This window comes from Terriglobus tenax, from assembly GCF_025685395.1.
In the GTDB taxonomy this organism is placed as follows: domain Bacteria; phylum Acidobacteriota; class Terriglobia; order Terriglobales; family Acidobacteriaceae; genus Terriglobus; species Terriglobus tenax.
On sequence record NZ_JAGSYA010000004.1, the window covers coordinates 1,882,048 to 1,897,040 of the forward strand.

The 14,993-nt window shown below is 59.8% G+C and carries 12 protein-coding genes; 4 read left to right on the top strand and 8 right to left on the bottom strand.

The annotated features are described in order from the left end of the window. Positions 1-17 precede the first annotated feature (17 nt). The 3 genes from OHL13_RS13355 to OHL13_RS13365 form a co-directional block, all read right to left on the bottom strand. A complete protein-coding gene (locus OHL13_RS13355; RefSeq protein ID WP_263410622.1) occupies positions 18-1,970 on the bottom strand; it encodes an APC family permease in 1,953 nt (650 codons plus the stop codon). 33 nt (positions 1,971-2,003) lie between these two features. After that, complete coding sequence (locus tag OHL13_RS13360; RefSeq protein WP_263410623.1) at positions 2,004-2,204, bottom strand: hypothetical protein; 201 nt, start codon at positions 2,202-2,204, stop codon at positions 2,004-2,006. Between the two features lie 90 nt (positions 2,205-2,294). Beyond that, positions 2,295-5,084 (bottom strand): diguanylate cyclase, encoded by a 2,790-nt coding sequence (locus tag OHL13_RS13365; RefSeq protein ID WP_399256086.1) that lies wholly within the window; start codon positions 5,082-5,084, stop codon positions 2,295-2,297. 336 nt (positions 5,085-5,420) lie between these two features. Between OHL13_RS13365 and OHL13_RS13370 the strand changes: the two genes are divergently transcribed. Continuing rightward, positions 5,421-7,919 (top strand): glycoside hydrolase family 95 protein, encoded by a 2,499-nt coding sequence (locus tag OHL13_RS13370; protein ID WP_263410625.1) that lies wholly within the window; start codon positions 5,421-5,423, stop codon positions 7,917-7,919. Between the two features lie 51 nt (positions 7,920-7,970). Here the strand turns inward: OHL13_RS13370 and OHL13_RS13375 are convergent, their stop codons facing one another. From OHL13_RS13375 to OHL13_RS13390, 4 genes are all read right to left on the bottom strand, one after another. Further along, positions 7,971-8,873: an amidohydrolase family protein gene (locus tag OHL13_RS13375; protein ID WP_263410626.1), complete on the bottom strand. Its 903-nt coding sequence runs from the start codon at positions 8,871-8,873 to the stop codon at positions 7,971-7,973. 35 nt (positions 8,874-8,908) lie between these two features. Next, positions 8,909-9,058, bottom strand: a complete 150-nt coding sequence (locus OHL13_RS13380) for a hypothetical protein (protein ID WP_263410627.1) — start codon at positions 9,056-9,058, stop codon at positions 8,909-8,911. A gap of 48 nt (positions 9,059-9,106) precedes the next feature. Next, positions 9,107-9,979 (bottom strand): SDR family NAD(P)-dependent oxidoreductase, encoded by an 873-nt coding sequence (locus tag OHL13_RS13385; protein ID WP_263410628.1) that lies wholly within the window; start codon positions 9,977-9,979, stop codon positions 9,107-9,109. 154 nt (positions 9,980-10,133) lie between these two features. Then, the gene (locus tag OHL13_RS13390; RefSeq protein WP_263411661.1) at positions 10,134-11,396 is read right to left on the bottom strand and encodes an SGNH/GDSL hydrolase family protein; all 1,263 of its coding nucleotides are present in this window, start codon (positions 11,394-11,396) and stop codon (positions 10,134-10,136) included. 50 nt (positions 11,397-11,446) lie between these two features. Here OHL13_RS13390 and OHL13_RS13395 point away from each other — a divergent pair, with 50 nt between their 5' ends. Then, positions 11,447-12,697 carry a peptidylprolyl isomerase gene (locus OHL13_RS13395; protein WP_263410629.1) on the top strand — a complete coding sequence of 417 codons (1,251 nt, stop codon included), beginning with the start codon at positions 11,447-11,449 and terminating at the stop codon, positions 12,695-12,697. On the opposite strand, the gene purU is transcribed toward OHL13_RS13395, so the two are convergent. Further along, a complete protein-coding gene (gene purU / locus OHL13_RS13400; protein WP_263410630.1) occupies positions 12,698-13,492 on the bottom strand; it encodes a formyltetrahydrofolate deformylase in 795 nt (264 codons plus the stop codon). Here purU and OHL13_RS13405 point away from each other — a divergent pair. Then, positions 13,451-14,032, top strand: a complete 582-nt coding sequence (locus tag OHL13_RS13405) for a DUF1801 domain-containing protein (protein ID WP_263410631.1) — start codon at positions 13,451-13,453, stop codon at positions 14,030-14,032. The two genes, purU and OHL13_RS13405, sit on opposite strands and share 42 nt — an antisense overlap. Positions 14,033-14,037: 5 nt before the next feature. Then, the gene (locus OHL13_RS13410) at positions 14,038-14,958 is read left to right on the top strand and encodes a hypothetical protein (protein ID WP_263410632.1); all 921 of its coding nucleotides are present in this window, start codon (positions 14,038-14,040) and stop codon (positions 14,956-14,958) included. Positions 14,959-14,993 lie beyond the last annotated feature (35 nt).

Sequence of the window (14,993 nt, forward strand, 5' to 3'; positions counted from 1 at the left end):
TCCTCTTGTGAGCATCTCTAGTCTGCCGGGGCAACCAGCACGCCACGCCGCTGTGCACCGGCCGGGGGACGCGACATTCTGCTTTCCGTGAGCAGGTCTTCCTGGTCGCTCTTTTCCACGTACCACGGCACGTTGATGACCATCATGCGCTTGGTGCCCCGCAGAAAAAGCAGCGCCTTAAGGATGGCCGAACGCTGGTTGTGCAGGATGTGGTGATACCACCGGCGTTCCACCAGCTCCGGAACAACAACGGCAATCAGGCTGTCCGGGTTCTGCCGCTCCACCTCGAAAACGAACTTCAGGATAGGGTGGACAACAAAGCGATAGGGAGAATGCACGTTGGTCAGCGTCGGTGCAGGTACACCGGCCTTCCGCGCAGGCTCTTCCACCATCTCCTTCCACTGGTTTTCCAGCATGCAGTGGCTTCCCGTGCCTCCCACATGGACGGCGCGCACATCGGAAGATAACCGCATGGCGAACGAAAGCGCCTTGCGCGAAACACGGCTCCAGCGATCGACCGGAAGAATCACAATCGGCTCTTCCGTAGAACGCACCGTCAGCGGTGCATGCGTGGTGATGCTCTTCGCAACATGGTGATAGTGCCTGCGGATAGCGACCATCCCTACGTAAAGCGTGGGGATCAGCAGCAGCGTGATCCATGCACCATCGGTAAACTTGGCCACCAGCACAATCAGAACGGTCGTTCCCGTAGCGACGGCTCCAATAGCGTTCACGCTCGCCATGCCAAACTTGCCGCGCCTCCACCAGTGCACCACCATCCCCGCCTGCGAAAGCGTAAAAGCCAGGAAGGCTCCCACGGCGAAAAGCGGAATCAGCTTGTCGGTAATGCCGCCGAATGCCGTCAGCAGAGCTCCGGCAAAAACCGTGAGAGCGACAATGCCGTGCGTGTAAACCAGGCGGCGGCCGCGCACGCCAAAGACAGAGGGCAGAAACCGGTCCAGCGCCATCACGCGGCACAGGCGAGGAAAGTCAGCGTAGGAGGTATTGGCCGACAGGCAGAGCACCAGCGTGATGCTGCACATCGTGAAGTAGTAAAACAATCCGCGCCCCGCAACAGCGCTCAGCAACAGCGAAAGCACGCTCTGGTACCCCGGAGCTCCAGGGTCGGTCGCAGTCACGCCATACGCATGAACAAGCCACGCCAGCCCCGCAAGCAGCGCCACCAGGATGCCGATGATGATGCTCAGCGACTTTTTGGCCTGGGTGGAAGCCGGGCGGCGGAAAGCCGTGACACCGTTGCTGACAGCCTCAACCCCCGTCATCGCCGTACAGCCGCTGGCAAAGGCTTTGAGCAGCAGCCAGATTCCCGGCAGTGCCAGCGCAGCAGCCGGGGGTACAGGAAGAGCCACCACAGGCGAGGGGTGTCCGTGCGAAGCAAGGATCTTCCACGCTCCGGCGGCAATCAGCGCTGTCAGGGCGAAGACGAACCAGTAGGTAGGAAGAATAAAAGCAACGCCCGTATCCTTGACGCCGCGCAAGTTCAGAAAGGCCAGCAGGAAAAGGATGCCAAGGCACAGCGCAACCGTATGCGCCTGTAACGCAGGAAACGCGGAGACGATCGCGCCAACACCCGCGGCAATACCCACGGCCACATTGAGAATGTAGTCAATCATCAACGCAGCACCGGCGAGCAGGCCGGAGGTCGCACCAAGATTCGCCCCGGCAACCGTGTAGGAGCCGCCACCGCCAGGGTACGCATCAATGGTCTGCCTGTAAGAGAAGAACACGATGGTGAGCAGCAGAATGACCACTGCGGTAATGGGAATCAAATACGAGCTTCCGGAAAGCCCCAGCGGAATCAGCAGCGTCAACGCTGCCTCCGGACCATAGGCGGCGGAACTCAGGGCATCCAGCCCGAAGACCGCTACCCCTGTTTTTGCTGAGATGGTTTGCCCGTGTTCTTCTTCGGTCGCCAGGGCCGAACCTACAACCTTATCGAGAATCGACATATCTGTGTCCACGCTCTCCCGTAGATAGCGTTCCTACCACGTGTGTTTTCGCAGGAAATCAAACAGGGTGAGAAGGAGGATGCAGCCCGTAAAGGTCAGCAGGAAAGCCACGATAAAGGTCCAGCGGTCATCGTCCTTCGCCGGGGTTTCTGGCTTGCTGGATTTCTGCCGGGCTCCTGCAAACATCAGATAGATGCGCCGCCCGGTACCTGTTTTCACAATCGGCGACTTCATGTCTCCCTCCGTCCCGAATGCCTCAGGTTTAATTCTCGGACGGAAAGTGTAAGAAGAGCATAAAGACGTTCTTCACTGGACCAGCCGAATTTAGGCGATCTCTGAGCCGATACGGATGCAGTCGCGGCCATCATCCTTGGCCCGGTAGAGAGCGGCATCCGCAATCTGGATAACACGCTCGCGTGTCATGCCGGCTTTGGCCTCGGCTACGCCAAAGCTGCAGGTCACCCAGATGCTTTGGCCCACAACGCTATAGGGATCCTGGTTGATGACGCGGCGCAGGCCCTCCAGCCGTTCCGCCGTCTGGTTCAGCTTCAGCCCCGGGAAGATCATCAACAACTCCTCTCCTCCGAAGCGGCCAATGAAATCATAGGGACGCACCCAGCCCTGGATGCGTCCCGTTACCGTGCGCAGCACCTCATCCCCCGCCAGATGACCGTAGCTGTCGTTGATGCGTTTGAAGTAGTCCAGGTCCGCCAGCACAATGGTCAGCGACTCTCCGCTGCGGTGGGCAAGCTCCAGTTCGCGATCCAGGATGTCGAGGATGGTGTGCCGGTTCCATAAACGGGTCAGGCCGTCGCGCTCTGCCTTCTCGCGCAACTCTTCGCGGGCCGCAATCAGCTCGGCCTTTTCCTTGTGCAGTTCCTCGGTGCGTATCGCCACCATGCGCTCCAACGCGTGCTGGCTGCGACGCAGTTGCGCGGTGCGCCACCGCCACAGCGCAACGGCCAGCAGAACCACCAGCAGACCGGCCACAGCATACGCCCATGGCCTGCGCCACCACGGCGGCCGCACCGTAATGTCAAAGCCAACCGGAGCCGACCGGACCCCATGCCCCAGGTTCTCCGCGACAAACTCGAAGTGATACGTTCCCGGCGGCAGTCCCACGAAGCGTGCGGACCTCTCGTACGTGCTTTGCCACTCATCCGAAAGCCCCACAAGCCGGTAGGTGAATCGCAGATTGTAGGGCGATGGATCCTCATCCACCCGGAAGCCGACCTCCAGCGCTCCGCCCTGCCCGGTAAGCGTCTGCTGGCTGTCAGGATGGACGGGTTTTCCGGCAAAGGTAACCGAGCGCAGCCTTGCATGGAGCGACTTCTCCACAAACAGCTTTTCCGGCTTCAGAAAGTGCGTAATGCCGCGGCTGGTGCCCACCCACACGCTGCCATCCGCGTCAGCCAGAAAGGCATACACGTCAGTGTCATTCGCGATGAGACCATCCTCTTCCGTAATGTGCAGCCAGTTGTGACCGTTGAAGATATCGAGCCCCTGGTCGGTACCAAACCAGATCCAGCCTCGCGTGTCGTGCGACAGGATGTAGTGTGTGCGCAGATAGCTGGAGGGCGTAACGATGTGCTGCTCATCGGTGAGCTGGCCATCTTTCAATTGAAAGCGGCGCAGAAAGCCGGCAAACGAACTTGCCCACAGCCTCTGCTGCGGATCGATGGTGGAGACGAACGATCCCTCTATAAGCGGATTGGGGCTCTGCGCGACCAGGCTCCATGTCCCGTCCGCCGTGCGCCGCAGAAGTCCCTTCGCCGTCGCAAACCAGAGATTCCCTTCCGCATCCTCATTGCCGCCATACACGCTCTCAGATTCGCGGGGGATCAGGGCCTCTTTCTGCATCTTGCCGGTCGCAATGTCTACCCGGTACACCCCGCCCCATGTGGAGAGCCACAGGTTCCCATGGTGGTCCGGAAACATGCTGGTGATGTGCGGAACATCCCTGGCCTGCACCACCAACTCGCCATCGTTGCGGAACCGCAGCAGCCCGCCCACCGAAGTACCGGCCCATACCGTACCGTCCTCGGTCGTGACCAGCGAACGCGTCTGCTGTGCATTGCTTCCGCGATAGCTCTTCACCACCAGGCCATCCTGCAGCACATCAATCCCGGCGACACCGCCAATCCAGACGCGGTTCCGGTGATCGCGCGTTACGGAGTAGATCAGGTTGCTGGCCAGCCCCGTTGCCCGCGTCCAGTGCTCGGTCTGCCCATAGCCAACCCAGCGCATCACACCAATAGCCGAGCGGCCGATCCATACCGATCCGTTCCGGTCCTCGCGTACAAAACTGACCGGATAACCGGTGTACTGGCCGGGACGATAGTTCGTCCAACGGCTTCCGTCCCAGCTGGCGACCTCATCCCCCTGGAAGGTCAGGATGTGCCCGTCCCGGTCCTCCACCAGGGATGCGTCCGGGACGTCCTGCTGCAGCAGCAGCGCATCCGGGTTGTCCCGTAACTCAAAGCGTGTACCGGTCAGTACGGCCGTCCGCTGCTGGCCTCGCGCCCAGATCACACCGTGGCGATCTTTCAGAAATGCCGACCAGTCGTCCGGTGGAAGATCTCCCCAGACCGTAACTTTTCCCTGCAGAATGCGGCAGATCTTCCGGTCGCACCCACCCCACAGTGTTCCGTCGCGGTCTTTCACCAGGCTGGTCAGCTTTGCAGCCTCCGGATGCGCGCGCAACTCCGCTTCCGTCAGATACGGCTTCTGAATCCACTGTCCTGCACGATATTGCACATGCAGGATGTGGTCATCGACCAGCAGCATTGCCTCCGCTTCGCCCATCGGAACAATGGCCTGTACATGCGCCTTGTCCAGCGAAAGAAACGCGCCAGGACGGCCATATTTCACAGTCCAACCCGTTTTGATCCACATCTTGCCATCCGAATCGATCTTCAGGCCGAAGATCTGGTCATCGCCAAAGGCCTTATCGGCGAACTCCTCCAGGCTATGTCCGTCAAAGCGGTACAGCGCATGGGATGTGCAGAACCATAGGGTCCCATCGGGATCCTGTTCCATGCAGAAGACCGCCGGATCTTTCAAACCGGCAGCCTGGTCATAAACCTGAAAAGAGTATTCCTGCCCCACAGCCATCGCGCAGAACAACGCGACCGGAAGCAGACCAATACCGGTTCGCCACCGCAGGAGACATTTCAGCAGCGCAATCACAATCGAAGCAATTCCCGAATCATCAAATCATCGCACGCTGGAAGCTAATCTTCGTCCGCTTTGATCAACATCTCCCCGGTCGCAACCTGTTTTGGGCATACAACGGTGCCCTGCATTTGATAAAGTTTCCCCGAGCATTTTTGACAGGTAGAAATAGTTTTTTACAGATAGCGCAGACATCGATTCCTCTCTTCTGCAAAAACAGCTCTGACTTCGAAAAGGACACCGAACTCCCTGCCCCCGGGCGGAAGAGCCCACATTATGTACAGACCTCGAAATAAATTTCTGTCTGCCACTGCGAGTCTCACTCTCCTGTTTGCCGGCTCAGCGCTTCCCGCCCAGCAGGCAAGTGAAGATACCCTGTGGTATCGACAGCCGGCTCCCATCTGGGATCACGCCTTGCCGGTGGGAAACGGCCGGCTGGGTGCCATGATCTTTGGCGGAGCGAATAACCTGCCCAACAACGGCGATTTGCAGGACGCCGCAAAGAACGCCGAGTTGATCAACGGCAGCCACACCTCTGGCACCGACGAGCACATTCAGCTCAACGAGTCCTCCCTCTGGCAAGGCAGCCGCACCGACCGCCTGAACCCCAAAGCGCATGACGCCTTCCCGAAGATTCGTCAGCTTCTGCTCGACTCCAAAGGGCTCGACGGCGCAAAGATCACCGAAGCTGAAAAGCTGGCGCAGGAGAGCCTCATCGGCATCCCGAAGGGCATGCCCGGCTACAGCACGCTGGGCGACCTGTACCTGCGCTCGGAATCGAAAGCCCCGGTCACGGACTATCGCCGTGAGCTGAACCTGCGCACCGGCGTAGCGAAGGTGAGCTACACGCAGAACGGCGTGCATTACACCCGTGAGGTCTTCGCCTCCCTCCCCGGACAGGTAATCGTGATTCGCCTGAAAGCAGACAGGAAGGGTGCTCTGAACTTCAACGCCAGCATGGACCGCCCCGCCGACTTCAGCGTGAAGACACGCGGCGAAAACCTGCTGGTACTTCGCGAAGGTCCATCTCACAAAGACCAGATACGGTTTGCCGGGGAGCTTCTGGCACTGCCCCAGGGCGGCAGCGTGCATGCAGAGAATGCACAGCTTGTCGTCCGCAACGCCAACTCGGTCACACTGCTGGTTGCCGCAGCCACAGACTTCAAAGGTGGACCCTTCGCCGGAGGCGACCCGGAAGCACGGTGCAATCAGGTGCTGGAGGAAACTCGCACGCAGAGTGTGCCGCAGCTCATGGCCGCGCACGAGGCTGTTTACCAGCCGATCTACAACCGCATGTCGCTGCACCTTGCGACCAGCAACACGGCGGCACTCTCTCTGCCGACAGACGAACGCGTGAAGCGCGTGAGCGAAGGCGCGGATGATGTGGCGCTGCAGGAGCTCTACTTCAGGTTCGCGCGCTACCTGCTTATCAGCTCCTCTCGCCCTGACGGCCTGCCCGCAAACCTGCAGGGTATCTGGGCGGCGGGTATCAGCAATCCCTGGGGATCCAAGTGGACCATCAACATCAACACGGAGATGAACTACTGGCTCGCTGAGCCAGCAGGACTCTCCGAGACCACGTTGCCGCTGATCAACCTGGTCGATATGGTGCGCACCCCGGCAAGCGGCACCGGCATGAAGGTGGCACAGAACTACTACGGCGCTCGCGGCTTCGTCATCCACCACAACACTGACCTGTGGGGCGATGCGGAACCCATTGACGGCTACCAGTACGGCGTGTGGCCCGTGGGAGGCGCATGGCTGGCGCTGCATGCGTGGGAACACTACGCCTTCACGCTGGACCGCAACTTCCTGTCGGCGCGCGCATGGCCTATCCTGCATGACGCTTCGCTGTTCTTCCTCGACTATCTGACTCCCGATGGCGAAGGGCACCTGGTCACCGGGCCATCGCTCTCGCCGGAGAACAAGTACAACCTGTCTGACGGCACACCGCACTCGCTGACCATGGCGCCCACCATGGACATCGAGATTATCCGCGAGCTGTTCACACGCACGCTCGACACCGGCCGCATCCTCGGCCAGGACAATCCCTTTCTGAAACAGGTAGAAGACGCCCGCGCCAAGCTGCCGCCGTTCAAGGTAGGAAAGCTGGGCAATCTGCAGGAGTGGCAGCTTGATTATGAAGACAGCGCTCCGGGCCATCGCCACATCTCGCACCTGTGGGCACTCTTTCCAGGAACGCAGATCTCACTGCAGCACACGCCGGAGCTAGCGCAGGCCGCACGCACCTCCCTGCAGCGCCGCCTGGACAACGGCGGCGGACAGACCGGATGGTCACGTGCCTGGGTAGTCAACTACTGGGACCATCTGCATGACGGCAAGCAGGCCTATGACAGCATGCAGGTGCTCTTCCGCCAGTCCACCTTTCCTAACCTGATGGACACCCATCCACCGGGCGTCTTCCAGATTGACGGCAACCTTGGCGCAGCCAACGGCATGCTGGAAGCCCTGGTGCAGTCGCGCTGGATGGACGATGGAGCAGAGATCGAACTGCTGCCCGCGCTGCCCACGCAGTGGACAGAAGGCAATCTGCAGGGCGTGCATCTGCGCGGAGGTGCCGTTGCAGACATCACCTGGAAGACTGGCAAGGTCACGTCCATGAGTCTGCTCTCTGCGCACGGCAGCACCCTTCACCTGCTGTTGCCCGCAGGCCAAAGCATTGCCGGCGTCACCGCCTCTGACCGATCGAAGGTCGGCGCCGATGGCAAGCTCACGCTCAAACCCGGAGTGACCTACAAGGTCACCTTCCGCTAAACAATTACACGAACCAAAGGGCACGGCTGCGGCTGTGCCCTTTTACTTTGCTCACAGCCCAAAGGGCCACACACGTTGCACGGTCCCGAAGAGCACGTCTTTGCGCTCGTCTGTGTTCAGGAAGGTCAGCGCGTCACGATAGAGCGCGAGGCGTTGTTCGTAGCCGGCAAGCTCCGTCTTGATGGGCCAGTCCGTTCCACCCATGATGCGTTGCGAGCCAAAGGCATCGCATACGCGGGCCACCAGGGCGAAGGTATCGCGGAACGGATACGCCTGCCGCGACAGCGACCACAGGTGCGTGATCTTCACAAAGACCCGCGGATAGCGAGCCAGCGCCAACAGTTGTGCCTGCCCTTTCTCATCGTCAATCGCGCAGTCGGCCATGTGATCGATCACTACCGTGAGCTCGGGATGCCGCTCGATCAGCGGTTGCACATCGGCAAGTCGTGATGCAGGAATCAGTAGCGTCATCGGCACGCGAAGTTCCTCGCAGCGCTTCCACAACGCAGCCATCCGGGCACCGCGAATCCAGTCGCCGGAGGCATCCGCTGCCGGACTGAGCCGCACGCCCCGGCAGCCCTGCTCCGTCCAATGGCTCAGTTGGTCGGCAGCATCAGGATCTTCGGGATTCACACGGCACACACCGGCAAACATCTTCGGATATCGCCGCAGGCAGTCGACCAGATACCGGTTGTCCCACTTGTAATGGATCACCTGGATAAGCACCGTGCGCGCAACGTGGTTCTGCTCCATGCGACGCACCAGCGTTTCCACGGATGCGTCCAGACCAGCCGGAACATTGGCTCCCCCGGCAAACGGGAATGCTACACCGTTGGCCCACACGTGGACATGCGCGTCGATCGTAAGCGGCCGCGAGACCACGGGCCGTGCATGGGCATAACCCGCGGCCGCCATGGCGGCTGTTGTCAAAAAGTCACGACGGCTGTAAACCACGGACCAACACCTTTCTGAGGCACAGCCAGCGTAGCTTATCCGTGCTTGAAGTATTGAATCTCCCGTTCATGTTTCTCCGCAGCCTCACGGCTCGCAAAGGTGCCCAGGTTCTTCCGCTTGCCGGTCTTCTTATCGGCATGACGGCTATAGATGCGAAACTCTCCGGATTTCAGTTTGCGAATCATGCGCATTAAGATGCGGCCAACCAATGACGGGAAGTCCTGCTCGTAGCTTCATGACGAATGATTAAGGATCTTCATAATCGTTGCCGCCGGGCTAACCGGATTCTCCATGCTCAGTAACTGATCTGTTCGAAGCCGCACAGCCTCTATCCATTCCGGATGCGGAAGAATATAGAACCGCTCGTCCCCGATCGCTTCAAAGACCACATCCGCCACCCGCCCTGGCGACATTGCGCGGTCGAGCAACGTCTTGAAAGCCGCGAGACCCGCTTCCCTCTCCGTGGTCTTCTCCACTGACGCATTGCGAAGCTCCTCGGGACGGGCACGTTCAATCTCTCCGATGTTGGTGCGGACCATCCCTGGGCAAAGTACAGATGCTCTCACCAGCGACTTCCTCTGCTGCAGTGCAAGATACAGACTCTCAGACAACGCGACCACGGCATGCTTGGTCACAGCATACGGACCGGATCCACTACCAGCAACTAACCCCGCCGCGGAAGCAGTGTTGATGATGTGGCACTCCACATTCTGCGCCATCATAAGCGGAGTGAAGACCTTCACTCCGTGAATTGCGCCCCACAGGTTGACGCCAACAACCCACTCCCAATCATTCCAGGTCGCCTCCCACGGAGCGCCTCCCGCGGCCACTCCCGCGTTGTTACACAGCAGATGCACCGCGCCGAAGACATCGAAGGCACGATGTGCCAAGGCTTCCATGTCGCCGCGTTTTGACACATCGGTTCTCAGCGCCAGCACCGTGCCACCAGCAGCCTTCAGTTCCGCCTCCGTCATGGCCAGCTCCGCCTCACCAATATCTGCAAGGACAACCTTCATCCCCTCCTGCACGCACCGCTCTGCCATGCCTTTGCCGATACCGCTGGCCGCGCCGGTAATCACGGCAACTTTGCCTTTGAAATCCCGCATGTTTCCTCCACGAAGCTGGCTTGACGCCAGGTGGACCACAGTAGCCGTCGCACAGGAAGAAAAACAGCCTGTTTCTTATCCAAACCGCTTGCTATCCTGAAAATAGAAAAGCGCCCGGGATGCTCCCCGGGCGCTTTTATTTTTTTGTCTACAGCTACTTGGCGAACAACGACAGATCAATCGAATCCGCCATCGCCTTCATGCCGCCATCCGTCGGATGAAGGTTGTCGCCGCTGTCATACGCCGCCGCAAACGAGGCCGGCTTGGCCGGGTCGCGTGTCGCCTTGTCAAAATCAATCACGCCATCGAACTCCCCGCTGGAGCGAATCCAGTTGTTCAGCGCAGCGCGTACCTGCTCGCCCGCGGGAGAAGCGTACTTCGCCGTCATGTACGGCGTCAGCGTCGCACCGATGACCTTGATGTGGTTGGCATGCGCACGCGTAATCAGCAGACGGTCCGCGGCAATCAGTTCCTCTACCGAAACACGGTCATACGCATTGGCCGGGTCATAGGCGTGGCCAATATCGTTGATGCCTTCCAGCAGCACGATGTACTTCACATTCGCCAGCTCCAGCACATCGCGATCAAACCGCGCCAGCGCGCTGGGACCGGTCACATCATGCAGAATACGGTTGCCGCCGATACCGACATTCATCACACCCACCGTCGCCGTGGCCGGGTTCGCCACCAGCCGCTTCGCCAGCAGATCGGGCCAACGCTGGTTGGTGTCCGCTGTGCTCTTGGAGCCATCGGTAATGCTGTCTCCAAAAGCGACAATCGCTCCACGCGAAGGCGAGGACACTGCGACCGACTTCAGATAGCGAAAGCTCGTCAGCTTCGTCGCATCCGTCAACGAGAGAGCCGTGGCCTGGTTGCCCGCGGCAAGATAGTTCACCGCATTCGCAAAATTATGCTGCGAGACAAAGGTCATGGGCTGCGACGGCACAAACAGGCTCACAGCCACATCGTTCATCGCCGGAAAGACGAGATGCACCGGGTCGCTCCATACAAACTTCCCCGGTGGGATAACAACGTTTGCCTGCCCGTTGAACAGCAGCGGAACCGGAGCAGCAACCGTATCGGCGCTCTGTCGCAACGCGATGCTGGCCGCGCCAACAGTCAACGGTTCTAACCCAAACTCGTTAGTCAGTTGCACGCTCACCGTATCTGTCGAACCCAGCGAGACGTGCACGATGTTTCGAATCGTCAGGTCCCTGGCCTCCGCCGGCTTTGCCAGCACCTGCACCGGAGCCGTCGCCCAGCTTCCCGTCATTCCCGCCGGGGTCTGTGCCTTCACCGCGGCAGGCCCCACCAACAAACACATCGCAATCATCCAACGCCCAACACGCATCATGCTTTCTCCTGTCAACGGATCAAAGGCCAGAACGTAACGATGGTGCCAGATGGAAAGCAACACAGGCAAGCCACGAATCTCCGCGTCACGCTGCTATAACCAAGAGCATGAAGATGTGGAAGACTTTGCCGGGTGCGGCGCTGGCCGCATGGATCATCAGCACACCCCTGATGGCGCAGGCCACCCGTCCACGCCCCGTGGCGGTCTCACATGCGGGAAAAACACCCACGGGCCCAACCGCCGTGATGGACACCTCCATGGGCCGCATCGCATGCACGCTCTACGCCACCCAGGCGCCGGAACTGACGGCGAACTTCATTGCCCTTGCCCAGGGGACACAGGACTGGAAGAACCCTGCGACCGGCGCAGTGGAGCACGGCAAACCCTTCTACGATGGCACGGCGATCTTCGGACTGACGGCTGCCATCTCTGCCGGTGACCGCATCGGCGGCGGCAAGGGCGTCGCGGGCGATCCGCTTGCCGTCAAGAAAGCGAAGAGCCTTACCTTCGATCGTCCCGGCCGGCTGGCCATGTCGATCCGTGAAGGCAAGATCAGCCGCTCCATGTTCTTCATCACTGACCACGCCAATGCCGAGATGGATGAAGGCAACCGGGGCGCCATCTTCGGCCAGTGCGACGGCGATGCCGCCGGCACAGTCACCAGCATCACGCATCTGCTGGTCGCTACCGACAACCACCCCTCAAAGCCGGTGGCCATCAACAAAATCACCATCGTGCCGCCGGGCGAACCGTTGCCATCCGTCGCGCCCAATGTTGACCTTGCCACTGTCGTACCTCAGCCCACTCCCATGCCGGGCAACTTCATTCCTCCGCCGGACCCAACAGGCCGCACGGCTCTGATCGACACCTCCATGGGCCAGCTCACGTGCCGCCTGTTTGAGAAGGAAGCGCCCATCGCTACCGGTGTCTTCATCGGGTTGGCTACGGGCACAAAAGACTGGACCATGCCGCACACCAAACGCGTGATGCACGGTAAGCCGTTTTACGACGGCCTGCTGTTCAACCGCGTTCTGCCCGACTTCATGATCCAGAACCAGAACTACCCCGGCGGCTCTACCGGCGGTGGCGAGATCGGTCTGGCCTACGATATCGAAAGCGCTCCCGGCCTCAGCTTCGACCGCCCCGGCCGCCTGGCCATGGCCAACGCAGGCCCCAATACCAACGACAGTTCCTTCTTCATTACCGAGCAGCCGCGCAGCGCACTCGACAACAAGTTCACCATCTTCGGCCAGTGTGATGAGGCATCAGTGAAGATCGTCTCCGCCATTGCCCGCGTCCCACGCAACGCGCATAACCGGCCAGACACTCCAGTCGTCATCCGCAGGATCACGATTGCAAAATAGCTAGTCGAAGATCACCGTCTTGTTGGCGTAGTACAGAATCCTGTGCTCCAGGTGCCAGCGCACCGCGCGCGACAGCACAATGCGCTCCAGGTCGCGCCCCTTGCGGATCAAATCCGGAATCGTATCGCCCTGCGTTACGCGCGCAACATCCTGCTCAATGATGGGCCCCTCGTCCAGGTCGCTGGTCACGTAGTGGCTGGTCGCGCCAATCAGCTTCACACCGCGATGAAAGGCCGCATGGTACGGCCTGGCCCCAATAAACGCAGGTAAGAAGGAGTGGTGCACATTGATGATGCGCGACGGCCACTTCGCCACAAACTCTTCTGACAGAATCTGCATGTAGCGGGCCAGTACCACCAGGTCGATCCGGTGCTCTTCGAGCAGGCGCTGCTGCTCCGCCTCCACCTCGACCTTGTTGCCGTTAGCAACCGGCAGATACACAAACGGAACACCATAAAACCCTGCCAGCTTCTCGCCCTCCGCATGATTGCCAATCACCAGCGCAATCTCGCAGGCAAGCTCGCCAGCCTGGTACCGCTGCAACAGATCCGCCAGGCAATGCAGATGTTGCGAGACAAAGAGACACACCCGCAGCTTCGCGTCACTCTCGGCAAGCTGCCAGCGCATCTGGTACTCATCGGCAAGCGTGCGAAACCGCTCTGCGAAGACACGCCGATGCAGCAACTCCGGTGCACACTCAAACTCAATCCGCATGAAGAAACGCGCCAGCTCGGCGTCCTGGTGCTGGCCGGCATGAAGAATGTTCGCGTCATACTCCGAGACGAGAAAGTTCATAATGGCCGCTACCAGGCCTTTGCGGTCAGGGCATTCGAGAAGAAGAACTGCTTTGGTCATGGTTCAGGGCTTAAGGTAGCAGATGCATCACAAGCAGATATCGGACATCACCTGCGAGTGCGCACCCAGTACAATTCCGCCATGCCAATCCCTCCGGCAATCCAGGAATACAACAATTCGCGGACCGCAGAAGACAAGGCCATCTGCAACAGGCTTTCGAAGATCATTCACCGCAACCTGCCCGAGGCCGAAAGCAAAATCTGGCACGCCCACCCGGTGTGGTTCCTCGACGGCAACCCCATCACCGGTTACGACAAGCTGAAAGACAGCGTCCGGCTCATGTTCTGGAGCGGCGCCAGCTTCGGTGTTGCGGAGTTGCAGCCAGGCACCGGTAAGTTCAAAGATGCCTCCATCCGCTACACCAGCGCGAAGCAGATTGACGAGCAGGCGCTGACAGAATGGCTGGCAAAATCGCGCGAGATACAGTGGGACTACAAAAATATTGTGAAGCGAAAAGGAAAACTGGAACGTTTGAAATGAACCTCATGAATCGCTTATCACTGCAAGCCATGCGTGCAACGCTATCTCTTCTTGCCCTGTTAACAGCTTCATCCCTCGCCTCCGCCCAGGACGATACAACGCTGCGGCAGTCCTTTGAGGGCAGACCGGTCGTCGTAAAGATCGACATGCCCGGCACTCAGGAAGGCGTGGAGATCCAGCCGGCAGCGGAGATCCCTTTGGACATCCGCAAACTCGCCAACTCGATCAAGCGGTATGGCATAGCCATTCACCAGGGCGATCAGGTCATGATCACGAAGGTGCTCGTAAAGGGCGACCATATTGAGTTCCAGTTAGCCGGCGGTGGTTTCGGCGTCATGGCGGACACCTCGGCCCTGTCCTCGGCGTATCCCACAGCGCCGCTCCGCTACGAGTCCTCCCGCGAACGGGAACTTCAGGACCAGATCCGCAACGAGAAAGACCGCTACCGCCGCGACCGTCTGCAGGATGATCTTGATCGCATGCGCCGCCAGCGCGAGCGGGACAATACCGCCATCACCGCCCAGAACGCCATCATGACCCAGCAGCGAAACACCCGCGAGGCGGAACTTCGCCTGAAGGGCGGCAGCCGCTTCAACATCAAATATCCAAAAGGAATTCCCGAAGGCGCAGCAACTCCTGAAGGCATCCGCAAGGCGCTGGCAGAGTACGTCGACTTCAACACCCAGACCCAATCAGCAATCCAGAATGTACCGGAACCACCTCCGGCGAACGACGCTGTTGCCCAGTTGCAGATGGGCCAGACCATCGCCCAGGTAGAAGCCCTGCTAGGCCCGGCGGAGCTCGCCAGCCAGAAACAGGAAGGCTCCATCACCGTAATGACGCGGGAATACTCCGTGGCAAACGGACGTCACGTAAGTGCACAGTTTGTCAGCGGAGTTCTAACCAGCTTTACGGTAAAGCCGTAACGATTAGAACCGGGTAAGGGCATCATGAAGACTGC